The following is a 20,434-nucleotide window of genomic DNA, read 5'->3' as shown; positions in this document are numbered from 1 at the left end:
GCTCTGGAGCTCGATCAGCTCTTGGTCGAGAAGCGGTAGCCAGTGCCCCGGACGGTTTGTACCAGATTTTCGTAGGCTTCACCCAGCGCCTTGCGCAGACGACGGATGTGCACGTCGACCGTGCGTTCCTCGACATAGACGTTGCCGCCCCACACCTGGTCCAGCAACTGGCCACGGGTGTAGGCGCGCTCCTGGTGGGTCATGAAGAACTGCAACAGGCGGTATTCGGTGGGGCCCATCTCGGCGGGCTTGCCGTCGATGGTGACACGGTGGCTGATCGGGTCGAGCAGCAGGCCGCCCACTTCGATCGGCGCTTCGCTGTCGCTCGGGCCGGTACGACGCAGCACGGCTTTCAGGCGCGCTACCAGCTCACGCGGCGAGAACGGCTTGGTGATGTAGTCGTCAGCGCCCACTTCCAGGCCCTGGATCTTGTTGTCCTCTTCACCCTTGGCGGTGAGCATGATGATCGGGATGTCGCCGGTCAGCTCATCACGCTTCAGGCGGCGGGCCAGCTCAATGCCGGAGGTGCCGGGCAACATCCAGTCGAGCAGGATCAGGTCCGGTTTGCGGTCGACGATGATCGCGTGGGCCTGTTGGGAGTTTTCCGCTTCCAGGCAGTCATAGCCGGCCATTTCCAGGGCAACGGCGATCATCTCGCGAATGGGCGCTTCGTCGTCGACGATCAGAATGTTCCTGCCAACCATGCTCAAAACCTCTCCTGGATTCGGTGTCTTGGCCCGCATTAGATAACGGAATTATTGCAGCTGTGTGACAGGGCGTTGGCCGTTCTGGCGACATTGCGTGACTGAACTAGGCTTGAAAGAGCCGCAATTGTGGCACCCGAACCCAATTTTCCCGGAAACAATGGTGAATCCAATGACACGACAAACGCTGAGCTGGATGGCCCTTTTCACTGCGCTGGCGCTTCCGGCGGTGGCGTCGGCCCATCATCAGGCCAAAGAAATGAATGGCGTGCTGGTCACACCTGATCCGGCAAACATGACGCTTTATACCTTTGACAAGGATGCTGGCGGCAAGTCGATGTGCAATGACGCATGTGCGCAGAACTGGCCTCCACTGATGGCCAAAGAAGGGGATAAGAACGAGGGCAAGTGGACGCAGATCAAGCGTGACGACGGCTCGATGCAGTGGGCCTACGACGGCAAGCCGCTGTATACCTTCATCAAGGACAAGAAGGCCGGGGACAAGACAGGTGACGGCGTGAAAGACGTCTGGCATATCGCCAAGCCTTGATATTGCCGGGGCCGCTTCGCGGCCCTTTCGCGACACAAGGCCGCTCCCACAGGGTCCTGCATACACCGATCAATGTGGGAGCGGCCTTGTGTCGCGAAAGGGCTGCAAAGCAGCCCCAAGATATTCAGCTAAACGCGTAATCCAGCACCACACCAATGAACACCAGCAACCCCGCCCAGTGGTTGTGCAAAAACGCCTTGAAGCACGACTCGCGGTCCAGCTTGCGCGTCGACCAGTACTCCCAGGCAAAGCACGCCGCAGCGCCCAGCAACCCCAGGTGGAACCAGCCCCCCAGCTCGAAGCGGCTGCCCGCCAGCAACAGGCAGCCCAGCGACAGCAGCTGCAAGGTGAGGATGATGGTGCGGTCGGCCTCGCCGAACAGAATGGCGGTCGACTTCACGCCAATCTTCAGGTCGTCATCGCGGTCGACCATGGCGTAATAGGTGTCGTAACCCACCGTCCACAGCAGGTTGGCGATGTACAGCAGCCAGGCGCTGGCCGGCAGCTCGCCGCCCGCGGCAGTGAAGGCCATGGGGATGCCCCAGGAATACGCCGCCCCCAGCACCACCTGTGGGTAATAGGTGTAGCGCTTCATGAACGGGTAGCATGACGCCAGCGCCACCGCGCCGAACGACAGCCACACCGTGCGGCTGTTGGTGCACAGCACCAGCAGGAAGCTTACCGCGACCAGAATCGCAAACAATGCCAGCGCCTCGCGCGGCTTGACCCGGCCGCTGGCCAGCGGCCGGTCGGCGGTGCGTTTGACGTGGCCGTCCACCTTACGGTCGGCAAAGTCGTTGATGCAGCAGCCCGCGGCCCGCATCAGCACCACGCCAAGGCCGAAGATCAGCACGTTGGCCACGGTGGGAGAACCGTTGCCGGCAATCCACACCGCCGAGAGGGTTGGCCACAGCAGCAGGTAGATACCGATCGGGCGGTCCATGCGGCTGAGCTGGACGAAGTCCCAGGCCCGCGGGTGCAGGCGGTTCAGCGACTTGAGCAGTTGCAGGTACATCAGCGGTTTTCCTCCCTGGCCGCTTGCCACAATGCCGGCAGAAACACTTCTGCCACCAGCAGCTCCAGGCCGCCTCGTTCAAAGCGCGAGCGACGGCCCCACAGGGCTGCATGGGCTGCGTCGGTCGGTAGCCAGGCCTGTGGATAACTGCACACTTCGATCGGGTGGCGGATGAACGCCTGGTCGCAGAACAGCAACTCGCCCAGCGAGCGGCTGCCGAGGGTTTCCAGGTCCAGCCCGCCGCGCTCCAGGGCGCTGCGGCTGGCCACACTGCGGGCGAACACCCACGGCTGGCCATGGCCGCGCAGGTACACCTCGCGCACCCAGCCTTCGCTGCCGGCAGCAATGCCCAACGCCTGGCATTCATCCTCGCGCAGCGCTTGCCATCCCTCGAACAGCGGGGTTACGGAGAAGTGATCTGAAGACAGGCGGGTCAGGCGGCGGGTCAGCGAGCCTTCGTCGAATAGCCAGTCAAGGGTAGGCTGGTCGAAGTCGGTCGCCAGCTGTGAATACGGCAGCCACGCGACAGCGGCTGCTTGCGGGGATTCGTACGACACGTCGGTCTGCTTGTTACAACCAATGAGGCGGCGAGCTTAGCATGATTGCCCCGACTGCTTGCATAATGCCTGAAGCAGGGCGAAGACCCGCCAGATAAAGCCCCCAGCCTGAACCGAGGAAAAAGACCTGATGAAAAAGTGGCAATGTATTGTCTGTGGCCTGATCTACGACGAAGCCGAAGGCTGCCCCGACGACGGCATCGCCCCCGGCACTCGTTGGGAGGATGTGCCTGACGACTGGCTGTGCCCGGACTGTGGCGTGGGTAAAAGCGACTTTGAAATGATCTCCATCGGCTAATCGAGGAAAGCACGACATGACGTCCCCTGTGGTAATCATCGGTACCGGCCTGGCGGGCTACAACCTGGCCCGTGAATTTCGCAAGCACGATGCGCAGACGCCGCTGCTGCTGATCACCGCCGACGATGGTCGCTCCTACTCCAAGCCCATGCTCTCCATGGGCTTTGCCAAGCAGAAGGACGCCGACGGCCTGTGCATGGCCGAACCGGGCGTCATGGCCGAGCAACTGAACGCCGAGATCCGTACCCATACCCGGATCAGCGGCATCGACCCTGGCCACAAGCGCCTGTGGATAGGCGAAGAGGCCGTGCAGTACCGCGACCTGGTGCTGGCCTGGGGGGCGCAGACCGTGCAGGTGCCGATCGAAGGCGATGGCAACCATCTGGTGTTCCCGATCAACGACCTGGAAGATTACGCACGCTTCCGTGCCGCCGCCGTAGGCAAACAACGTGTGCTGATCCTCGGTGCCGGCCTGATCGGCTGCGAATTCGCCAACGACATGAGCCTGGGTGGCTTCCAGGTCGACGTGGTGGCGCCGTGCGAACAGATCATGCCGACCCTGCTGCATCCCGCCGCTGCGGCAGCGGTGCAGGGCGGGCTGGAGGGCCTGGGTGTGCGCTTCCACCTGGGGCCGGTGCTGACCCGCCTGCAGCAGGTGGCCCAGGGCCTGGAGGCGCACCTGTCGGATGGCAGCGTGATCGCCTGCGACATGGTGGTTTCGGCCATCGGCCTGCGCCCACGTATTGACCTGGCTGCAGCAGCCGGCTTGCAGACCAATCGTGGCGTCAGCGTAGACCGCGAACTGCGTACCTCTCACGCCAACATCTTTGCCCTCGGCGACTGTGCCGAGGTCGATGGCATCAACCTGCTCTACGTGATGCCGCTGATGAGCTGTGCCCGGGCGCTGGCGCAAACCCTGGCCGGCAAACCGACCGCGGTTGCCTACGGGCCGATGCCGATCACCGTGAAAACCCCGGCCTGCCCGCTGGTGGTTTCGCCGCCGCCCCTGGCCCACGAGGGCACTTGGCAGGTGCAGGGGCAGGGCAGTGACCTCAAGGTGCTCTGCCACGGCGCTGACGGCGCATTGCTGGGGTATGCCCTGACCGGGGCTGCCGTGATGGACAAGCTGGCACTGAATCGCCAGTTACCGCCGGTAATGGCGTAAATAGAGGGCGTTCTGTCGGATTTATCCTGTTGTTGCCTGCACAATGGCCGGCCTGATACTGGCGCGGCCCCTGAGCACGTGCCATTCTCACTTCCGTCTGCCGCAGATTAGAGCCTGCGGTGCCTTGAGCGCTGCTCCCAAAGGCAGCACGGCATAACAACAAGAATTCCGTCAAAGAGGCTTCACTATGCGCAAACCAGAACTCGCCGCCGTCATCGCCGATAAGGCTGATCTGACCAAGGAAAAGGCCAATCAGGTGTTGAACGCGATTCTCGACAGCATTACCGGTGCCCTGGACAAGGACACGGTGACCCTGGTCGGTTTCGGCACCTTCGAAAAACGTCATCGCGGCGCGCGTACCGGAAAAAACCCGCAAACGGGTGAGCCGGTAAAGATCAAAGCCAGCAATACCGTGGCCTTCAAGCCAGGCAAGAACCTCAAGGACAGCGTCAATCCACCGGCCGCGCCAGCCAAGGCCGCCAAGAAAAAGTAAGCTTCCGCTGACGATTCGTTGATCCCGAACGGGCGCCTTCATGGCGCCCGTTGTGCTTTACACGCGGTAACTGCTGCGAACTTGCATAAAAAGGTCGTTAAGAGGATAAACTGCGAAACTTAGTCACTTTTCAATCGAGGCGTGTCGATGAAGTTCCGCTTTCTTCTCTGGGCCATGGGGCTTTTGATGGCCAGGGCCAGCCGTAACAACCCGGCATTCCAGCAGCAGCTCAAGGGCAAGGACCTGGTGTTCCAGATGCAGACCCTGGACGGCAAGGTTGCCCGGCACTTCGTCGTCAACAACGAGCGCATCAGCAGCAAAAGCGGCGCACATCCGCAGCCGGCCTTCGCCATCGCCTTCAAGGACGCTGCCTACGGCTACGCCACGATGCAGGCGGGCAACAAGCAGTTGGCGTTCATGCAGGGGATTCAGGACAAGAACATCCAGATCAAGGGCAACCCGGCGCTGGTGATGTGGTTCCAGGGGCTGATGAAGTACCTGATACCGAAGAAGAAAGGCTGAAATTGCCGGGGCTGCGCAGCAGCCCCAATGGCCTTAATGCGGTGCTTGAAACTGCGAAGCCAGTTCGCGCAGCAGGTTCTCGGCTTCGAGCACCTTGTTCACCGCATCCTCGGCCTTTTCCCTGGTAATCCCAAGGCGCTCCAGCAACTCGTCAGGAATCTCTTCCTGCGGCCCGGAGCCAATCCCCCGCGAGCGCAACAGGCGGGTGGCCAGGCACACCAGGTTGGGGAACGCCGAGTACTCACCGTCGTAGGCCGGGTCGTGCTGGAAGCGCAGCGCGGTCGACAGCTCTTCGGGCATGTCCCACAGCTTCATCAGCCAGGCACCGATCTGTTCGCGGTTGATGCCCAGCAGGTGCTGTTCCACATAGGTGTGGTTCAGGTGCGGGTTGACCTCCAGGTGGCGGCAAATCAGCGAGAAGTGTGGCGGGAACACGTGCGCCAGCAGCAGGTAGCCGAAGTTGTGCAGCAGCCCGGCCAGGTAGGTCAGACCGGCTTCGGGGCGTTCTGCCCGAGGCATGGCGCGGGTCAGGCCTTCGATGATCGCGGCAGTGTAGATCGACTGCTGCCAGTAGGGTGTGGCCTGCTGCGGCTGGTCTTTCGGCAGGCTCAAGGTCTTGCCCAGCGCCAGGCCCAGGGCCAGGTTGATCACCAGGTCGAAGCCCAGCACGCGCACGATGGCGTCTTCTACCGAGCGGATCTTGCCCGGCGAAGCGTAGTAGGGCGACGCGGCCCAGCTCACCACCTGTGCCGCCAGCGCCGGGTCGGTTTCGACCACGCCGGTGATGTCATCGATGCTCGCGTTGGGGTCTACCCGCAGCTTGATGATCTTCTGCGCGGTATCGGCCAGTGGCGGGATCTCGATGGTTTCTTCCAGGCGTTTCTGGATGCGCCGGGCGGTGAAGGCCTGAACGGCATTGGTGATTTCCAGGGTGTCGTCATGGGGGCGGTCGAGGTTGGGGCTGATGGCCTCGACTTCCTGGCCGAAGCTGCTGGCGCTGGCCTTGACCAGCATGCGCTTGAAGTGCGCGCGCTCAATCGCCAGCAGCAGCCCGCTTTCGCCAGACTGGATGTACACGGTCTCGGCGTCGAGCAGGCTCTTTTCGTACTGGCACGGTGAGCTGGTCAGCGCGGGAATGCCGGGCAGGGCCTTGAGCTGATGTTTGTCGAGCATTTGCTTGAGGCGCGGCACCGACACGGCAGTCAGCTTGCGCCCGGTCAGCTCGGTCAGGCGGTTGAGGTCCAGCAGTTGGCTCTGCGGGAACAGCACCATGAGGGCGCCGACCTCGTCGTCTAGAAGCACCGCCTGCACCCGCGAAGCCGCAGGCAAGTGCGGGTGTTGGACCACCTCGCGGTAGACGACGCCGATCTTGTCGAGCAGCAGCCTGATTACCGTGGGGGCGTGTGGGGTTGCGGTGTCCAGGGCAACTTCAGTCATGGTCCGTATCCACTGATTCTTTTAAACGCGAAGTATAACCAGCCTGCGAGCAAATCTGGATCCATTCTGGGACTAGCGTCACACTTGGCCATATTGCTGGCCATGGCGCAGCCAGCGGTCGAGCAGCGGGCTGACATGGTCCGGCCAGCGGGCCACCAGGGCTTGGGCGGCATCGCGCACAGCCGGTAACAGGTCGGCATCGCGCATCAGGTCGGCGACCTTGAATTGCAGCAGGCCGGTCTGGCGTGTCCCCAGCATTTCGCCTGGGCCGCGTAGTTCGAGGTCTTTCTCGGCAATGATGAAGCCGTCGTTGGTCTCGCGCATGATCCCTAAGCGTTCGCGGCCGATCTGCGACAGCGGCGGGTGGTACAACAGCACGCAATGGCTGACGGCACTGCCCCGGCCAACCCGGCCGCGCAGCTGGTGCAACTGGGCCAGGCCCAGGCGTTCGGGGTTTTCGATGATCATCAGGCTGGCGTTGGGTACGTCCACGCCTACTTCGATGACAGTGGTCGCGACCAGCAGCTGCAATTCACCGGCCTTGAACTGCGCCATGATTTCGGCTTTTTCAGCCGGCTTCATACGGCCGTGGATCAGGCCCACACGCAGTTCGCCCAGGGCGCTGCCAAGTTCTTCATACGTGCTTTCGGCGGCCTGGCAGGTCAGCTCTTCGGATTCTTCGATCAGGGTGCACACCCAGTAGGCCTGGCGCCCCTCGGCGCAGGCTGCGCGAACCCTTTCGACCACCTCGAAGCGTCGGCTGTCGGCTACCAGCACGGTGTTTACCGGGGTGCGCCCAGGCGGCAATTCGTCGAGCACCGAGGTGTCCAGGTCGGCGTAAGCACTCATGGCCAGGGTGCGCGGAATAGGCGTGGCGGTCATGATCAGCTGGTGCGGGCATAACTGGCCGGCTACGCCTTTCTTGCGCAGGGCCAGACGTTGCTGCACGCCAAAACGGTGCTGTTCGTCAATGATCGCCAGGGCCAGGTGCTTGAACTTCACTTCTTCCTGGAACAGCGCGTGGGTGCCGACCACCATCGGCGCACCGTTGGCAATCTGCTTCAGGGCGCTGGCCCGGGCCTTGCCCTTGAGCTTGCCGGCCAGCCAGGCCACTTCGATGCCCAGCGGCTCGAGCCAGCGCTTGAACGTGATGAAGTGCTGTTCGGCGAGGATCTCGGTGGGCGCCATCAGCGCCACCTGATAGCCGGCCTCCAGCCCTTGCAGTGCTGCCAGGGCGGCGACCACGGTCTTGCCGGCACCGACATCGCCCTGCACCAGGCGCATCATCGGCTCGTGCTGGCTGAGGTCGTAGGCAATTTCGTTGGCCACCCGCTGTTGTGCGCCGGTCGGCTGAAAGCCCAGGTTGGCCAGGTACTGCGCCTGCAGGCGCGTGGCCTTGGGCAGCACCGGCGCCCGCAGGCTGCGCAGGCTCTCGCGCAGGCGTTGCTGCGACAGCTGGTGGGTCAGCAGTTCTTCGAAGGCCAGGCGGTGCTGGGCCCAGTGCTGGCCTTCGGCAAGTTCGTCGAGGTCGGCGTCGGCTGGCGGGTTGTGCAGGTAACGGATGGCATCGTCAAGCGGCGCCAATTGGTAGTCCCGGGCCAGCTCGTCAGGCAGCCAGTCGGGCAGGCTGCGCGGGCCAAGCAGGCCCAGGCTCTGCTGGCACAACAGGCGCAGGCGTTGCTGGGTTAGGCCTTCAGTGGACGGGTAGATCGGCGTCAGGGTCTGTTCGACCGGGGGCGGCGGCTCGTCGCCGTTCAGCGCGCGGTACTCCGGGTGGTAGATTTCCAGGCCCGAGGCGCCGGGGCGGGCTTCGCCGTAGCAGCGCAGGTGGGTGCCACGTTTCAGGCCTTCCTTCTGCGCGTTGCTGAAGTGGTAGAAGCGCAACGTCAGCACGCCGCTGCCGTCGCCCAGGCGTACCACCAGGCTGCGGCGCTTGCCCATGGTCACGTCGGTACCACTGACCACACCTTCGATAACCGCATCCTGGCCGGGGCGCAGTTGGCCGATCGGCACCACGCGGGTGCGGTCCTGGTAGCGCAGGGGCAGGTGGAACAGCACATCCTGCAGGTTCTCCAGGCCGACCTTGGCGAGTTTTTCCGCCATGGCCTCGCCAACACCCTTGAGTACCGTGACCGGGACCTTCGACAGCTCACTCATGACTCAGGCCGGTTGTTCCGCAGGGGCTTTGGCGACCGAGCACAGGCGGATCGAGTCGGCGAGGATCTCGATGGCCTTCGGCCGCGGGAAGCTGGCGCGCCAGGCGATGGCCACGGTACGGAACGGTGCCGGTGCAGTCAGTGGGCGCACTTCGATGATGCCAGGGGCGTAATGATGGCTGTGCACCGCCGACAGCGGCAGGATCGACACGCCAAGGCCCGAGGCCACCATGTGGCGAATGGTTTCCAGCGAGCTGGATTCGACCGTGGTGTGCCTGGCGCCTTCGCCGCCCTTGTTCAGGGTCGGGCAGGCTTCCAGTACTTGGTCGCGGAAACAGTGGCCCTCACCGAGCAGCAACAGGCTCTTGTCGTTGAGCATGGCGGTGTCGATGGTCTTTTTTGCCGTCCATGGGTGGTCGGCGGGCATCAGGGCGCAGAACGGCTCATCGTACAGCGGCAGGGTCAGCACATCGGCTTCGTTGAACGGCAGGGCGATGATTACTGCATCCAGCTCGCCGTTACGCAGCTTTTCACGTAGCACGTGGGTGAAGTTTTCTTCGATGTACAGCGGCATCTGCGGCGCTACGCGGTGCAGTTGCGGGATCAGGTGCGGGAACAGGTAGGGGCCGACGGTGTAGATGGCACCGACCTTGAGCGGGGCGGTCAGCTGGTTCTTGCCAGCCTGGGCCAGTTCGCGAATGCCTTGGGCCTGCTCCAGTACCTTCTGCGCCTGGGCGACGATGCTTTCGCCGACCGGGGTCAGGCGTACCGCGCTTTTGCTGCGCTCGAAGATCAGAACGCCAAGCTCGTCCTCGAGCTTCTTCACACCGACCGACAGGGTCGGCTGGCTCACGTGGCAGCGTTCGGCGGCATGGCCGAAGTGCTGTTCCTGGGCGAGTGTGACGATGTAGCGTAATTCGGTGAGGGTCATAACGTGCGTCCATGAAGTTGCGGGCCCAGCATAGCGGCTGCAATCGATAGACGCACGTTATCAGAGTTGCCGATTTGTGACAGAAGCAAAAGTCTTAGCGGCGGTCCAGCGAGTAGACGAACGGTGCCACGACTTCGATCGTGCCATTGTTCAGCAACTCGGGTGGCGGCTTGGGTACCGTGCCGGCCCGACGGATCATTTCCAGGGTCGCCCGGTCCAGTGCAGCACTGCCCGATCCACCTGCCATGGAGTACGACACCACCTTGCCTTCGGCGTCGACCACGAAGCGCAGGCGGTTGATGCCTTGCAGGCCGCGACGGCGCGCGTCTTCCGGGTAACGCTTGTACTTCGCCAGGTGGCGCAGCAGGTCGCTCTGCCAGGTTGGCAGGGCGTTGCTGTTGGACGCAATGCTCGGCGCCGGTGCCGCAGACTTCTGCGGTGGCGTATTGCTTGGCGGTGCGTCTACCGTTTGCTCGGTGGGTGGCGCTTCCTTCGGCGGCTCAGGCTTTTTCTCGGGTTTCGGCGGCTGGGGCTTGGCCTTCGGCTTGGGCGGCTTGGGGATGGCGATCTTGGGCTTGGGGGCTTCGGCCAGCTTGGGCAGTGGCGGTTCTTCGACCGGTGCCGGTGGCTGTGGCGCCGCTTTCGGTGGCGGTGGTGGCGCTGGCTCCGGTAACGGTGCCAGCTCGACCATCATCGCTGCCGGGGGCAGTTCGATGGCCTGGGGCACCGACCAGTTGAGCGTCAGCAGCACGGCGACCACGTGCACGCCCAGCACGATCGCCAGGCTGCCACCGTAGCGCGCCATGTTTGAGCGCGTTTTCGTCATTTCTTGGCTGCCGTCTCGAGACCTACCAGACCGACCTTGAGGTAGCCGGCCGCGCGCATGTTGTTCATTACTTCCATCAGGTCGCCGTAATCCACGCCTTTGTCAGCCTGGAAGAAGATGGTGGTTTCCTTGTCACCCTTGGTCTTGGCGTCGAGCATCGGGCCAAGCTGGTCGGGCGCAGCAACCTGATCGTCGCCGACGTACAGTTTCTGGTCGGCCTTGACGCTGACGAACACCGGTTTCTCGGGCCTCGGCGCCGGTTTGGCGGTTGAAGCGGGCAGGTCGACCTTGATGTCGACCGTGGCCAAGGGGGCCGCGACCATGAAGATGATCAGCAGCACCAACATCACGTCGATGAACGGCGTAACGTTGATTTCGTGGTTTTCGGCGAGGTCGTCGCCACCTTCGTTGAGATGCAGGCCCATGGCTTACCCCACTTTCACCATGTGCGGGGCAGCGCGCTCGCTGCCCTGGTGGTCCAGGTCACGGCTGACCAGCAGCAGTACCTGGGCGGAGGCGTCGGACACCTGGGCCTTGTAGCCTGCGATAGAGCGGGCGAAGACGTTGTAGATGACTACAGCCGGGATTGCAGCGACCAGGCCCAGGGCGGTGGCCAGCAGGGCTTCGGCGATACCTGGGGCAACTACGGCCAGGTTGGTGGTCTGGGTCTTGGCGATGCCGATGAAGCTGTTCATGATGCCCCATACGGTACCGAACAGACCGACGAACGGCGCGGTGGAACCGATGGTGGCAAGTACGCCGGTGCCGCTGCTCATGGTGCGACCGCTGGCATGAACCAAGCGCTCCAGGCGGAAGCTGACGCGCTCCTTGATGCCTTCTTTTTCGCGGGCATTGGCCGACAGCCGCATCTCTTCAAGGGCATCGTGGACCAGGGTGTGGGCCAAGGTACCTTCCTTGTTTGAGACTTCGCTCGCGTCTTTCAGGGTGGTGGATTTCTTCAGCTGGGCGATTTCACCACGCAGACGACGCTTGGCGCCCATCAGCTCGAAGCCTTTGGCGATCCAGATGGTCCAGGTGATGATGGAGGCGATGGCCAGGCCGATCATGACGATCTTCACCACGATGTCGGCGTTCTTGTACATGCCCCATGGGGACAGGTCGTGGGCCATGCCCAGCGAGGTGTCTTCTACCAAGGCTTGAACGTTCGAGTCTGCCGGGGGCGTTGCATCGGCCGGGGTGGCAGCAGTGGCGTTGGCAGCAGGCGCCTGCGCGTCGGCAGCCGGGGCTGCAGCAGGTGCGGCCGGGGCAGTGGCAGCAGCAGGCGCGGCGGCGCTGGCGGTTGGCTCATCGGCCATGGCCACCGGGGCCAGCACCAGGCTGAGTGTCAGCGCGGCGATGGCGCGCCAGGCGCGCGACGGGGTTGGCGAAGCGGAAGGTTGAATACGTGTCATGCTGGCCGGACCTGATGAAGAAATAAAGTGAGCGTTCTCCAAGGCCTCGAGGTAGGCCGAGAACAAATTGGCGGCCATTATTGCAAGTAATTCTTGTTAACAAAAGTAATCTTGTTGCTTTTTTCGCCTATGGTCTAGCCGCCCATCGTGTAGCGTGGCCGGGCTGATCAATTGGTCTAGGGAGTTCAGAGATGTCAGACCTTTCCGTGATGGTGGTGGGTTGTGGTGATGTAGGTGGGCGTCTGGCCCTGCAAATGCTGGGCAAAGGCTGGCAGGTAAGCGGCCTGCGCCGCGCTGTCGGGCAGCTGCCTGCGGGCGTTCAACCGGTTGCCGCGGACCTGGCCGAACCGTCGATCCCGCAAGCCTGGCCACAGGGTCCACTGGATTACCTGGTGTACTGCGTGGCGGCCAGCCAGCACGACGAGGCCGGTTACCAGGCGGCCTATGTGGATGGCTTGCGCCATGTGCTGGCCTGGCTGGCCGAGCGAGGCCAGCGCCCCCGTCGCCTGTTGTTCGTCTCCAGCAGCAGCGTGTATGCGCAGAAGGACGGCGAGTGGGTCGAGGAAGGCGCGGCCACCGAGCCCGAAGGTTATTCCGGGCGGGTGATGCTGGAGGCTGAGCGGCTGGCGCTGGCCAGTGGTATCCCGGCGAGCGTTGTGCGCCTGACGGGCATCTACGGCCCAGGCCGCGAGTGGCTGCTGAGCCAGGTGCGCCAGGGTTACCGCGTCGCCGAGGAGCCGCCGCTGTATGGCAACCGTATTCATGCCGAGGATGCTGCCAGCTTGTTGGCGCACCTGCTGCAGGCCGATGCCGATGGCAAGGTGCTGGACGACTACTACATTGGCGTTGATGACGACCCGGCGCCGCTGGCTGACGTGGTCGCCTGGCTGCGGGCATACATGGGGGTTACCGAGTGGTCCGATGAACAACGGGTGCGGCGTACCGGCAGCAAGCGCTGCAGCAACGCCCGGGCCCGGGCGCTGGGCTGGGCGCCGGTGTACCCAAGCTACAAGGAAGGGTACGCAGCCATCCTGAAAGGAGGGCGTTGAATTTACCGGCCTCGTCGCGGGTAAACCCGCTCCCACAGGGATATCACAAGGCCTGAAGACAGTGATTACCCTGTGGGAGCGGTTTACCCGCGAAGAGGCCAGTACATTCAGTGCAAATGCAGCAGGATTCAGTTCTGCTCCAGCACCCACTGGCGCTTGCCCGCCGCCAGCTCCGGCATTTCATCCGGTTGCGCACGGTTCACTGCCTGGAAAATCTCCAGTGTGTCGCCATCACGCTTGATGATGAACGGTGCACCACGCTGGTTACGCTCCAGCCACAGGCTGTCATTGCTGCCGCCCATGGTCGCGCAGTCGCCTGCCAGGCACAGTGCGAAACGGTCTGGCCCCGGCAGGCCGGTGACGTTGCCGGTGTCGCTGAAGCGCACGCTGGCACCTTTGCCCTCGCCTTCGACCACCTTCCAGTTGCCGCCCAGGTAGGCCTGGTACAGCGCTTTCTCGAAGCTGCTGCCCAGCGGCGCATTGGCAGTCGCCGGCGCCTTGGCACGGACGAAGGTCTGCTTGGCGCCACGCTGGTCGACGGCTTGCAGCTCGTCACCGTCGAGCGACAGCTGCTCGGTCTGGCCGCCCTCGAAGCTGGCCTGCCATTGCTTTTCGTTGCTGCTCAGCTGGCCGTCAGCGGCCTCGAAGCCATTGCTGTAGCTGGCCTGCTGGCTGGCAACGTCGAGCTTCCATTCGAACACGGGGCCGTGTTCATTCAGCGCTTGGCGCAGGCTGCCGCCTTTTACCGCAGCAGTGATGGCCTCCTGGTTGATCCAGGTGCCGTTGAAATCTTCGGGTTTGTGGCTGGCGCAGCCGCCCAGTAGCAGGGCTGCCAGCGCGAGGGGCAGTGCTTGACGCATGACGGGATAACCTTGCAAAGGAGGGGGTGACGGGCAGGGCGCCCGTCACCGGGGCATCATTCGATGACCAGGATGGCGTCCATTTCGACCTGGGCGCCTTTCGGCAGCGCGGCAACGCCAATGGCGGCGCGGGCCGGGTAGGGCTGTTCGAAGTAGCGGCCCATTACCTCGTTGACCTTGGCGAAGTGGCTCAGGTCGGTGAGGAAGATGTTCAGCTTGACGATGTCCTTGAACGAACCGCCAGCGGCTTCAGCCACGGACTTGAGGTTCTCGAACACCTGCACGGTCTGGGCTTCGAAGCCTTCGACCAGTTCCATGGTCTTAGGGTCCAGCGGGATCTGGCCCGACATGTACACCGTGTTGCCGGCCTTGATCGCCTGCGAGTAGGTGCCGATGGCGGCTGGGGCCTTGTCGCTAGTGATGACGGTCTTGCTCATGATGACTCCTTGCGGTTGGCGGACTACGTACGCATGCGGGTGATGCGGACCACACCGGTCAGGGTACGCAGCTTCTTGATCACACGCGCCAGGTGCACACGGTCGTGCACGCTGACCACCAGTTGGACCACGCTGATACGGCCGTCGCGTTCGTCCATGCTGATCTTCTCGATGTTGCCGTCGGCGGCGTTGACGCTGCTGGCCAGCAGGGCGATAAGGCCGCGCTGGTGCTCCAGTTCGACACGCAGTTCGACATTGAACTCACCGGTGATGTCCTTGGCCCAGGAAAGCTGTACGCACTTCTCCGGGTTATGGCGGATTTCACTGATGTTGCGGCAATTCTCCAGGTGCACGACCATGCCCTTGCCGGCTGACAAGTGGCCGACGATCGGGTCGCCAGGGATTGGCGTGCAGCACTTGGCGTAGCTCAGCACCAGGCCTTCGGTACCACGGATCGCCAGCGGGCCTTCCGGTGCAGGCAGTTGCTCGCCGTCGGCCGACAGCAGGCGGCGTGCGACCACGTAGGCCATGCGGTTGCCCAGGCCGATGTCTTCGAGCAGGTCTTCGATCAGTTCCAGACGGTACTCGGCGAGAATCGCCTGGATGCGCTCCTGGGGGATTTTCTCCAGGCTGCTGTCGAAGCCGGTGAGCACCTTGTTCAGCAGGCGTTCGCCCAGGCTGATGGACTCGGAGCGGCGCTGTTGCTTGAGCGCGTGGCGGATGTGCGTGCGCGCCTTGCCGGTCACCACGAAGTTGAGCCAGGCCGGGTTCGGCCGTGCGCCTGGGGCGCTGACGATTTCCACCGTCGAGCCGCTTTGCAGCGGTTCGGACAGCGGCGCCAGGCGGCGGTTGATGCGGCAGGCGATGCAGCTGTTGCCGACGTCGGTGTGCACCGCGTAGGCGAAGTCCACCGCCGTGGAGCCTTTGGGCAGCTCCATGATGCGGCCTTTGGGCGTGAACACGTAGACCTCGTCCGGGAACAGGTCGATCTTCACGCTCTCGATGAATTCCAGCGAGTTGCCGGCACGCTGCTGCAGTTCGAGGATGCCCTTGACCCACTGGCGCGCGCGGGCGTGGCTACCCTTGGGCTGTTCATCGTCGTTGGACTTGTACAGCCAGTGCGCGGCAATGCCGTTGTTGGCCATCTCTTCCATCTCACGGGTGCGGATCTGGATTTCGATGGGCACGCCGTGCATGCCGAACAGCGTGGTGTGCAACGACTGGTAGCCGTTGGCCTTGGGAATCGCGATGTAATCCTTGAAGCGACCGGGCAGCGGCTTGTACAGGTTGTGCACGGCGCCAAGCACGCGGTAGCAGGTATCGACCTTGTCGACGATGATGCGGAAGGCATACACGTCCATGATCTCGTTGAAGGCACGGCGCTTGCCGCGCATCTTCTTGTAGATGCCATAGAGGTGTTTCTGCCGGCCGCTGACCTCGCCCTCGATGCCGTCGGCAGCCAGGCAGTTGGCCAGCGAATGCTCGATCTTGGCGACGATCTCTTTGCGGTTGCCGCGTGCGCTTTTCACCGCCCGGTGAATCAGCGACGAGCGCATCGGGTGCATGGCCTTGAAGCCGAGGTCCTCGAACTCCACGCGCACGGTGTGCATGCCCAGGCGGTTGGCGATGGGGGCGTAGATTTCCAGGGTTTCCTTGGCGATGCGTCGGCGTTTTTCGCCGGACAGCACTTCCAGGGTGCGCATGTTGTGCAGGCGGTCGGCCAGCTTGACCAGGATCACGCGAATGTCGCGGGCCATGGCCATGGCCATCTTCTGGAAGTTTTCGGCCTGCGCCTCGGCCTTGGTCTCGAAGTTCATCTGGGTCAGCTTGCTGACCCCATCGACCAGTTCGGCCACCGTCTCGCCAAACTGCTGGCTGAGGGCTTCCTTGGCGATACCGGTGTCTTCGATCACATCGTGCAGCATGGCCGCCATCAGGCTTTGATGGTCCATGTGCATGTCGGCGAGGATGCTGGCCACGGCCAGCGGGTGGGTCACGTAGGGCTCGCCACTGCGGCGGCGCTGCCCATCGTGGGCCTGTTCGGCGTAGAAATAGGCGCGCCGGACCAGGTTGACCTGTTCGGGGCCAAGGTAGGTCGACAGCCGTTCGGCCAAGGCTTCTATACCCGGCATGGGTTCACCTCCTGCGGAGGACGAGGGCCTTGCGCCGTGCGACGTCGACCTGGCATCAATCAGACAGCCTCGTTGTTCTCGTCCTCGAAGGCGGCGAAGACCGGATCCTCGGTGACGATCTCTTCAGCGGCGATGAACTCGTTGGTGACGATGCCTTCGGCGATTTCACGCAGGGCAACAACGGTCGGTTTGTCGTTTTCCCACGCAACGCGTGGCTCTTTGCCGCCGGTCGCCAGCTGGCGAGCGCGCTTGGTCGAGAGCATGACCAGCTCGAAGCGGTTATCCACGTGTTCCAGGCAGTCTTCAACAGTTACGCGGGCCATGGTCTTCCTCAGTAGCAAATGCGGTGGGCGTGCAGCCCAGTAATGGGCAGGCGGACTCGATAGTATAAAAATTCACCAGCCAATAGGGAAGCGCTGTTTTGCCGGGCGGTCACCTTGAAGCACTGTGTTTGCTTCTTCGCGGGTTAACCTGCCCCCACAGGCACCGCCTACCCTGTGGGAGCGGGTTTTCCCGCGAAAGGGCCGGAACAGACAGCCGCAATACTTGAGCCGACGATAACCTCAGAGCATCGCGCCACGCAACCGCGGCGTCAGCTCTTCGAAAAGGGTCTGCACCGAGCGCAGCGCCCGGCAATCCGGCCGGGTCAGCAGCCACAGCTGGGTGTCGCAACCCGGCAGCGGTCCGCTCAGCGCATCCACGCCGGGCAGGGCGTGCACCATGTAGTCCGGCAGCGCCGCCACGCCCAGGCCGGCAGTTACCAGCTGGGCGATGGTCGACATGCCGCTGCACTGATAGCGCGGGCTCAACCCAGGGTGCTGCTGGTTGCGCCAGACCACTGTGGGGTGGTCCTGCATCGAGTCGTCGGGGGCGATCCATGGCACACCGGCGGGCGACTCGGCCAGGCGCTCGCGCCACTGCGGCTGGCCGCAGACCACATAGGAAGTGGACCCCAGGTTGCGACCCACCAGGTGCTCCGGTGGTGTGTTGGTCAGGCGCAGGGCAATGTCGGCATCACGCCGGCTGAGGTTGGCGAAGGTGTTCGAGGTGCCCATCTCCAGCGACAAGGCCGGGTAGTTGGGCATGAACTCGGCCAGCGCCGGCAGCAGCAGGCTATGCATCACCGCCTCGGTGCAGGTCACCCGCACCGTGCCGCTTACAACCTGCTCGCCACTGGTCATGGCAATGCGCGCCGCCTCCAGCGCCTGTTCCGCGCGCTCGGCCTGCTCGGCCAGGGCCTGGGCAGTGTCGGTCGGCAGGTAGCCCTTGCGGCTCTTTACGAACAAGGCGGTGCCCAGCGCCGACTCCAGCCGTCGGATCGAGCGGAATACCGTCGAAACGTCGACTTTGAGGAGCTCGGCGGCTTTGGCCAGCGAGCGGCCGCGCTCCAGTGCCAGGACCAGGGAGAGGTCAGCGTGGGTGATCTGATATTGCATTGGTGCACGCTCTGCTTGCCGAAATGCCAATGTCTGTTGCGTCGGGGCCATTTTATAGTGAAACGGCCCCCCGGAATCAATGCGTCCGGTCGGGTAACCAATCCCCACGATGGGAAAGTGAAAAAAACAACAGCTGCAACCATCGTCGCCCGTGAGGCGCCAGCCGTATCCCCACATCGCCGCAGCACATCAAAGGATGTACACCATGACGTCGGTAACCCCGTGCGCCAGTTCTTCCAGCGAGATGAATGACTTCCTCCAGGCCCATCCGGAAACGCAGTACGTCGACCTGCTGATCTCCGACATGAATGGCGTGGTACGTGGCAAGCGCATCGAGCGGGCCAGCCTGCACAAGGTGTACGAGAAAGGCATCAACCTGCCGGCTTCGCTGTTCGCCCTGGACATCAACGGTTCCACGGTAGAGAGCACCGGCCTTGGCCTGGACATTGGCGATGCCGACCGCATCTGCTTCCCTATCCCCGGCACGCTGTCGGATGAGCCGTGGCAGAAACGCCCCACCGCCCAGCTGCTGATGACCATGCACGAGATCGAAGGCGCGCCGTTTTTCGCCGACCCGCGTGAAGTGCTGCGTCAGGTGGTGAGCAAGTTCGACGATCTGGGCCTCACCATTTGCGCGGCGTTCGAGCTGGAGTTCTACCTGATCGATCAGGACAACCTCAACGGCCGCCCGCAGCCGCCGCGCTCGCCCATTTCCGGCAAACGTCCGCAGTCGACCCAGGTGTACCTGATCGACGACCTCGACGAATATGCCGACTGCCTGCAGGACATGCTCGAAGCGGCCAAGGAGCAGGGCCTGCCTGCCGATGCCATCGTCAAGGAAAGCGCCCCGGCGCAGTTCGAGGTCAACCTGCACCACGTGGCCGACCCGCTGAGGGCCTGCGACTACGCGATCCTGCTCAAGCGGCTGATCAAGAACGTTGCCTACGACCATGAAATGGACACCACCTTCATGGCCAAGCCCTACCCGGGCCAGGCCGGCAACGGCCTGCACGTGCATATCTCGCTGCTGGACAAGAAAACCGGCAAGAACATCTTTTCGAGCGATGACCCGCTGCAAAGCGACACGCTGCGCCACGCCATTGGTGGTGTGCTGGAGACCATGCCGGCGTCGATGGCCTTCCTCTGCCCGAACATCAACTCTTACCGCCGCTTCGGCGCGCAGTTCTACGTGCCCAATGCGCCGAGCTGGGGCCTGGACAACCGCACCGTGGCCGTGCGCGTGCCTACCGACAGCAGCGAAAACGTGCGCCTGGAACACCGCGTGGCCGGCGCCGATGCCAACCCGTACCTGATGCTCGCGGCAATCCTTGCCGGCGTGCATCACGGCCTGACCAACAAGGTCGAGCCGGATGCCCCGATCGAGGGCAACTCATACGAGCAGCTGGAACAGAGCCTGCCGAACAACCTGCGTGATGCCCTGCGCGCGCTGGACGACAGCGAAGTGCTCAACCAATACATCAGCCCGGACTACATCGATATCTTCGTGGCCTGCAAGGAAAGCGAGCTGGCCGAGTTCGAAGTGTCGATTTCCGACCTTGAGTACAACTGGTACCTGCACACGGTGTAAGCCCATGAGCGCAAATGCGGTCCCCTTGATCGGTGTCAGCGCCTGCCGCCAGCAGGTGGGGAAGAACTCGTCGCACACGGTAGGCGACAAGTATATCGAGGCGGCCGGCTTTGCCGGTTTGCCGCTGATCCTGCCGGCCCGAGACGGGGGCAGCGACACGCAGGCGCTGTTGGCCCGGCTGCACGGCATTGTTTTTACCGGCTCGCCTTCAAATATCGAACCGCATCATTACAATGGCGCCCCTAGCGTAGCCGGTACCCGGCACGATCTGGCGCGCGATCGCCTGACCCTGCCGCTGCTGCAGGCAGCGATTGCCGCCGGCGTGCCAGTGTTCTGCATCTGCCGTGGCTACCAGGAACTGAATGTGGCGCTTGGCGGCAGCCTGCACCAGCGCGTGCAGGAAATGCCCGGGTACCTTGACCACCGCGAACCTGAGGACGCACCCCTGGAGGTGCAATACGGCCCTCGTCACCCTGTCGGCATCGAGCCAGGCGGGTTGTTCGAGCGCCTGGGCCTGGCGGCGCAGTTCGAGGTCAACTCGCTGCACAGCCAGGGCATCGACCGCCTCGCCCCGGGCTTGCGTGTCGAGGCACGGGCCCCGGATGGCCTGATCGAAGCGGTATCCATGCCTGCGGCGCCGGGCTTTGTGCTTGGCGTGCAGTGGCACCCGGAGTGGCGCTTCACCGAAAACCCGGTCTCGCTGCGCCTGTTCCAGGCGTTTCGCGAGGCCTGCGTTGCCTACGCGGCACGGGAGGGCGCACGGCAGGAGACATTCTGACGTCAGCCGAAGGTCTTGGATGACTGGTTCCCGGCAGCAAGCTTTCAATGAGTGAAAGCAGGCCTTGTGCGCAAGGCCTGCGAAAACA

22 protein-coding genes are annotated in these 20,434 nt (G+C 63.4%); 8 read left to right on the top strand and 14 right to left on the bottom strand.

Annotation, left to right across the window (positions count from 1 at the left end):
* Nucleotides 1–14 precede the first annotated feature (14 nt).
* On the bottom strand, nucleotides 15–704 hold the full coding sequence (gene phoB, locus SB756_RS21675) for a phosphate regulon transcriptional regulator PhoB (RefSeq protein WP_003253341.1): 690 nt from the start codon (nucleotides 702–704) through the stop codon (nucleotides 15–17).
* 172 nt (nucleotides 705–876) lie between these two features.
* Here phoB and SB756_RS21670 point away from each other — a divergent pair, with 172 nt between their 5' ends.
* Nucleotides 877–1,254 carry a hypothetical protein gene (locus SB756_RS21670; RefSeq protein WP_341798938.1) on the top strand — a complete coding sequence of 126 codons (378 nt, stop codon included), beginning with the start codon at nucleotides 877–879 and terminating at the stop codon, nucleotides 1,252–1,254.
* Between the two features lie 124 nt (nucleotides 1,255–1,378).
* Here SB756_RS21670 and ubiA read toward each other — a convergent pair whose 3' ends face one another.
* Nucleotides 1,379–2,269 carry a 4-hydroxybenzoate octaprenyltransferase gene (gene ubiA, locus SB756_RS21665; protein ID WP_341797146.1) on the bottom strand — a complete coding sequence of 297 codons (891 nt, stop codon included), beginning with the start codon at nucleotides 2,267–2,269 and terminating at the stop codon, nucleotides 1,379–1,381.
* A complete protein-coding gene (locus SB756_RS21660) occupies nucleotides 2,269–2,826 on the bottom strand; it encodes a chorismate--pyruvate lyase family protein (protein ID WP_016502245.1) in 558 nt (185 codons plus the stop codon). The genes ubiA and SB756_RS21660 overlap by 1 nt, the downstream gene beginning before the upstream one ends.
* Nucleotides 2,827–2,956: 130 nt before the next feature.
* On the opposite strand from SB756_RS21660, the gene SB756_RS21655 reads away from it, so the two are divergent.
* The 4 genes from SB756_RS21655 (at nucleotide 2,957) to SB756_RS21640 (ending at nucleotide 5,304) form a co-directional block, all read left to right on the top strand.
* Nucleotides 2,957–3,124 carry a rubredoxin gene (locus SB756_RS21655; protein ID WP_410911822.1) on the top strand — a complete coding sequence of 56 codons (168 nt, stop codon included), beginning with the start codon at nucleotides 2,957–2,959 and terminating at the stop codon, nucleotides 3,122–3,124.
* Between the two features lie 16 nt (nucleotides 3,125–3,140).
* Nucleotides 3,141–4,289: an NAD(P)/FAD-dependent oxidoreductase gene (locus tag SB756_RS21650; protein ID WP_341797145.1), complete on the top strand. Its 1,149-nt coding sequence runs from the start codon at nucleotides 3,141–3,143 to the stop codon at nucleotides 4,287–4,289.
* A gap of 187 nt (nucleotides 4,290–4,476) precedes the next feature.
* Nucleotides 4,477–4,782, top strand: a complete 306-nt coding sequence (locus tag SB756_RS21645; protein WP_016502242.1) for an HU family DNA-binding protein — start codon at nucleotides 4,477–4,479, stop codon at nucleotides 4,780–4,782.
* A gap of 147 nt (nucleotides 4,783–4,929) precedes the next feature.
* Entirely contained in the window at nucleotides 4,930–5,304 is a 375-nt protein-coding gene (locus SB756_RS21640) for an SCP2 sterol-binding domain-containing protein (protein ID WP_410911820.1), read from the top strand.
* A gap of 33 nt (nucleotides 5,305–5,337) precedes the next feature.
* Here SB756_RS21640 and SB756_RS21635 read toward each other — a convergent pair whose 3' ends face one another.
* The 6 genes from SB756_RS21635 to exbB form a co-directional block, all read right to left on the bottom strand.
* Nucleotides 5,338–6,741, bottom strand: coding sequence for an HDOD domain-containing protein (locus SB756_RS21635; RefSeq protein WP_410911818.1), 1,404 nt, complete (start codon nucleotides 6,739–6,741; stop codon nucleotides 5,338–5,340).
* 78 nt (nucleotides 6,742–6,819) lie between these two features.
* Nucleotides 6,820–8,898, bottom strand: coding sequence for an ATP-dependent DNA helicase RecG (recG, locus tag SB756_RS21630; RefSeq protein ID WP_410911816.1), 2,079 nt, complete (start codon nucleotides 8,896–8,898; stop codon nucleotides 6,820–6,822).
* A gap of 3 nt (nucleotides 8,899–8,901) precedes the next feature.
* On the bottom strand, nucleotides 8,902–9,828 hold the full coding sequence (locus tag SB756_RS21625; protein WP_016502238.1) for a hydrogen peroxide-inducible genes activator: 927 nt from the start codon (nucleotides 9,826–9,828) through the stop codon (nucleotides 8,902–8,904).
* 94 nt (nucleotides 9,829–9,922) lie between these two features.
* Complete coding sequence (locus SB756_RS21620) at nucleotides 9,923–10,654, bottom strand: energy transducer TonB (protein WP_016489831.1); 732 nt, start codon at nucleotides 10,652–10,654, stop codon at nucleotides 9,923–9,925.
* Nucleotides 10,651–11,079, bottom strand: a complete 429-nt coding sequence (gene exbD / locus SB756_RS21615; protein WP_003253367.1) for a TonB system transport protein ExbD — start codon at nucleotides 11,077–11,079, stop codon at nucleotides 10,651–10,653. Before exbD ends, SB756_RS21620 begins: the two co-directional genes overlap by 4 nt.
* A 3-nt stretch (nucleotides 11,080–11,082) precedes the next feature.
* Nucleotides 11,083–12,066, bottom strand: a complete 984-nt coding sequence (exbB, locus tag SB756_RS21610; RefSeq protein ID WP_341797142.1) for a tonB-system energizer ExbB — start codon at nucleotides 12,064–12,066, stop codon at nucleotides 11,083–11,085.
* A gap of 191 nt (nucleotides 12,067–12,257) precedes the next feature.
* Between exbB and SB756_RS21605 the strand changes: the two genes are divergently transcribed.
* Entirely contained in the window at nucleotides 12,258–13,115 is an 858-nt protein-coding gene (locus SB756_RS21605; protein WP_410911813.1) for an SDR family oxidoreductase, read from the top strand.
* Between the two features lie 128 nt (nucleotides 13,116–13,243).
* On the opposite strand, the gene SB756_RS21600 is transcribed toward SB756_RS21605, so the two are convergent.
* The 5 genes from SB756_RS21600 to SB756_RS21580 form a co-directional block, all read right to left on the bottom strand.
* Complete coding sequence (locus tag SB756_RS21600; protein WP_341797140.1) at nucleotides 13,244–13,975, bottom strand: hypothetical protein; 732 nt, start codon at nucleotides 13,973–13,975, stop codon at nucleotides 13,244–13,246.
* A gap of 56 nt (nucleotides 13,976–14,031) precedes the next feature.
* Nucleotides 14,032–14,412 carry a RidA family protein gene (locus SB756_RS21595; RefSeq protein WP_016489827.1) on the bottom strand — a complete coding sequence of 127 codons (381 nt, stop codon included), beginning with the start codon at nucleotides 14,410–14,412 and terminating at the stop codon, nucleotides 14,032–14,034.
* Between the two features lie 23 nt (nucleotides 14,413–14,435).
* The gene (spoT, locus tag SB756_RS21590) at nucleotides 14,436–16,544 is read right to left on the bottom strand and encodes a bifunctional GTP diphosphokinase/guanosine-3',5'-bis pyrophosphate 3'-pyrophosphohydrolase (protein ID WP_016502233.1); all 2,109 of its coding nucleotides are present in this window, start codon (nucleotides 16,542–16,544) and stop codon (nucleotides 14,436–14,438) included.
* A 59-nt stretch (nucleotides 16,545–16,603) separates the two neighbouring features.
* Nucleotides 16,604–16,867 (bottom strand): DNA-directed RNA polymerase subunit omega, encoded by a 264-nt coding sequence (rpoZ, locus tag SB756_RS21585; RefSeq protein WP_003253383.1) that lies wholly within the window; start codon nucleotides 16,865–16,867, stop codon nucleotides 16,604–16,606.
* Nucleotides 16,868–17,107: 240 nt separating this feature from the next.
* The gene (locus SB756_RS21580; RefSeq protein WP_341797139.1) at nucleotides 17,108–17,980 is read right to left on the bottom strand and encodes a LysR family transcriptional regulator; all 873 of its coding nucleotides are present in this window, start codon (nucleotides 17,978–17,980) and stop codon (nucleotides 17,108–17,110) included.
* Between the two features lie 205 nt (nucleotides 17,981–18,185).
* Between SB756_RS21580 and SB756_RS21575 the strand changes: the two genes are divergently transcribed.
* Nucleotides 18,186–19,568, top strand: a complete 1,383-nt coding sequence (locus SB756_RS21575; RefSeq protein WP_341797138.1) for a glutamine synthetase family protein — start codon at nucleotides 18,186–18,188, stop codon at nucleotides 19,566–19,568.
* Between the two features lie 4 nt (nucleotides 19,569–19,572).
* Nucleotides 19,573–20,346 carry a gamma-glutamyl-gamma-aminobutyrate hydrolase family protein gene (locus SB756_RS21570; protein ID WP_341797137.1) on the top strand — a complete coding sequence of 258 codons (774 nt, stop codon included), beginning with the start codon at nucleotides 19,573–19,575 and terminating at the stop codon, nucleotides 20,344–20,346.
* Nucleotides 20,347–20,434 lie beyond the last annotated feature (88 nt).

Source organism: Pseudomonas sp. SIMBA_068, assembly GCF_046534705.1.
Lineage (GTDB): Bacteria > Pseudomonadota > Gammaproteobacteria > Pseudomonadales > Pseudomonadaceae > Aquipseudomonas > Aquipseudomonas putida.
This window is presented reverse-complemented; position numbering and strand designations above follow the sequence as displayed.

What these genes read in the sequence shown, in the direction of transcription:
- phoB (WP_003253341.1), bottom strand. Translation starts at nt 704, where the DNA reads ATGGTTGGCAGGAACATTCTGATCGTCGACGACGAAGCGCCCATTCGC.
- SB756_RS21670 (WP_341798938.1), top strand. Translation starts at nt 877, where the DNA reads ATGACACGACAAACGCTGAGCTGGATGGCCCTTTTCACTGCGCTGGCG.
- ubiA (WP_341797146.1), bottom strand. Translation starts at nt 2,269, where the DNA reads ATGTACCTGCAACTGCTCAAGTCGCTGAACCGCCTGCACCCGCGGGCC.
- SB756_RS21655 (WP_410911822.1), top strand. Translation starts at nt 2,957, where the DNA reads ATGAAAAAGTGGCAATGTATTGTCTGTGGCCTGATCTACGACGAAGCC.
- SB756_RS21650 (WP_341797145.1), top strand. Translation starts at nt 3,141, where the DNA reads ATGACGTCCCCTGTGGTAATCATCGGTACCGGCCTGGCGGGCTACAAC.
- SB756_RS21645 (WP_016502242.1), top strand. Translation starts at nt 4,477, where the DNA reads ATGCGCAAACCAGAACTCGCCGCCGTCATCGCCGATAAGGCTGATCTG.
- SB756_RS21640 (WP_410911820.1), top strand. Translation starts at nt 4,930, where the DNA reads ATGAAGTTCCGCTTTCTTCTCTGGGCCATGGGGCTTTTGATGGCCAGG.
- SB756_RS21635 (WP_410911818.1), bottom strand. Translation starts at nt 6,741, where the DNA reads ATGACTGAAGTTGCCCTGGACACCGCAACCCCACACGCCCCCACGGTA.
- recG (WP_410911816.1), bottom strand. Translation starts at nt 8,898, where the DNA reads ATGAGTGAGCTGTCGAAGGTCCCGGTCACGGTACTCAAGGGTGTTGGC.
- SB756_RS21625 (WP_016502238.1), bottom strand. Translation starts at nt 9,828, where the DNA reads ATGACCCTCACCGAATTACGCTACATCGTCACACTCGCCCAGGAACAG.
- SB756_RS21620 (WP_016489831.1), bottom strand. Translation starts at nt 10,654, where the DNA reads ATGACGAAAACGCGCTCAAACATGGCGCGCTACGGTGGCAGCCTGGCG.
- exbD (WP_003253367.1), bottom strand. Translation starts at nt 11,079, where the DNA reads ATGGGCCTGCATCTCAACGAAGGTGGCGACGACCTCGCCGAAAACCAC.
- exbB (WP_341797142.1), bottom strand. Translation starts at nt 12,066, where the DNA reads ATGACACGTATTCAACCTTCCGCTTCGCCAACCCCGTCGCGCGCCTGG.
- SB756_RS21605 (WP_410911813.1), top strand. Translation starts at nt 12,258, where the DNA reads ATGTCAGACCTTTCCGTGATGGTGGTGGGTTGTGGTGATGTAGGTGGG.
- SB756_RS21600 (WP_341797140.1), bottom strand. Translation starts at nt 13,975, where the DNA reads ATGCGTCAAGCACTGCCCCTCGCGCTGGCAGCCCTGCTACTGGGCGGC.
- SB756_RS21595 (WP_016489827.1), bottom strand. Translation starts at nt 14,412, where the DNA reads ATGAGCAAGACCGTCATCACTAGCGACAAGGCCCCAGCCGCCATCGGC.
- spoT (WP_016502233.1), bottom strand. Translation starts at nt 16,544, where the DNA reads ATGCCGGGTATAGAAGCCTTGGCCGAACGGCTGTCGACCTACCTTGGC.
- rpoZ (WP_003253383.1), bottom strand. Translation starts at nt 16,867, where the DNA reads ATGGCCCGCGTAACTGTTGAAGACTGCCTGGAACACGTGGATAACCGC.
- SB756_RS21580 (WP_341797139.1), bottom strand. Translation starts at nt 17,980, where the DNA reads ATGCAATATCAGATCACCCACGCTGACCTCTCCCTGGTCCTGGCACTG.
- SB756_RS21575 (WP_341797138.1), top strand. Translation starts at nt 18,186, where the DNA reads ATGACGTCGGTAACCCCGTGCGCCAGTTCTTCCAGCGAGATGAATGAC.
- SB756_RS21570 (WP_341797137.1), top strand. Translation starts at nt 19,573, where the DNA reads ATGAGCGCAAATGCGGTCCCCTTGATCGGTGTCAGCGCCTGCCGCCAG.